Source organism: Pseudomonas matsuisoli, assembly GCF_014647635.1.
GTDB lineage: Bacteria > Pseudomonadota > Gammaproteobacteria > Pseudomonadales > Pseudomonadaceae > Pseudomonas_P > Pseudomonas_P matsuisoli.
Genome location: NZ_BMPO01000019.1, coordinates 1 through 1,226, shown reverse-complemented (window position 1 = coordinate 1,226; position 1,226 = coordinate 1). Strand labels below are relative to the sequence as shown.

The window sequence follows — 1,226 nt, the reverse complement described above, 5'->3', positions numbered from 1 at the left end:
GTAGATACCGTCTTCCCCCTCTACCGAGCAAGTGCCAGTTTTGCATCGAAGGGGACGCCGGATTTGAGTACGCCATAGGCGATGTTTAGCAGCTTGCGCATCGCGGCACATACGATCTGCTTGCCCTTTTTGCCTTTGGCTTCCATACGCTCGGCTAGGGCTTTGATCGCGGGGTTGTGGGTGAGCGTCGATACCGCCGGCATGTACAAGCCGGCTCTTATCCGCGCAGAGCCCATGCGTGATATGCGCACGTGACCTTGGTGTTTGCCGGACTCTTGAAGTCGAGGATCGAGTCCGGCGAAAGCAACGACCGCGCGAGCGCTGGTAAATCGCGCGTGATCACCCAGTTCTGCGATGAGCAACGTAGCCGTTTTGTCGGCCACACCGTTGATGGTCACGAGCAAATCGCGCTTGCTCCGTAAGTCCGGATCGTCGTCGATGTGCTGCTTGATCAGCCGCTGGGTCTCAGCGATCTGCTCATCGAGCCGCTGCAAAACGGCATTGATCGAGTCGTGCACGTTGTCCCTGCTGACGTCGAGACGATTGAACTCCATTTGCCGCAGTTCCTTGAGGTCATCCAGGCGGCGCGTCAGCGCCCGTAGCTGCCGGATGTTCAAAGGCTCAGGCTGCCAGGGACGAAGCCCTTCGCGATGCAGATGCCCATAAGTGGCAATCAGTTTGGAGTCGAGCTTGTCAGTCTTGCTGCGCTGCAGCTGGCTTTGAGCGTAGCTTTTGATCTGCGCCGGATTGAGCACAGCAACGCGATAGCCCAACCGATAGCAATGCTCGGCCAGCGCTTCGTGATAAATACCCGTGGCTTCCATCACGATCCAGGCACCGGGCTCGGCATAAAGCTTGAGCCAGCCGGCAAAGACGGCGAACCCTTCTGCATCGTTGGACAGCTTGGATTTGGTGCGGTGCTTGCCGTTAGGCTGCAGCGTGGCGATGTCGAATGTGTGCTTGGCGATGTCTACGCCCACGACGATGGTCATTGTCGATCCTCCTGCCAAAAAATGATCGTCACGTCATCCTATCCAACCTTGCGCAATGCGAGCTCTGATGGCTCAAGATACCGTTCGGACTGCTCGGATGAGTGCGGAGGAGCGCAGCGCAATCTACACAACAAGCTCGAGGCTTAAGGGCGGGTGCGGCTTGCGGTCCTCCCCCGATGATCAGTCGGGGACTATCGCCTCTTTGGAGACGGGAGTCGACATACAAGGGCGGGT

1 protein-coding gene is annotated in these 1,226 nt (G+C 58.1%); it reads right to left on the bottom strand.

The annotated features are described in order from the left end of the window. Positions 1-20: 20 nt before the first annotated feature. Positions 21-992 carry an IS110 family RNA-guided transposase gene (locus IEY47_RS20435; RefSeq protein ID WP_188986181.1) on the bottom strand — a complete coding sequence of 324 codons (972 nt, stop codon included), beginning with the start codon at positions 990-992 and terminating at the stop codon, positions 21-23. Between the last annotated feature and the right edge of the window lie 234 nt (positions 993-1,226).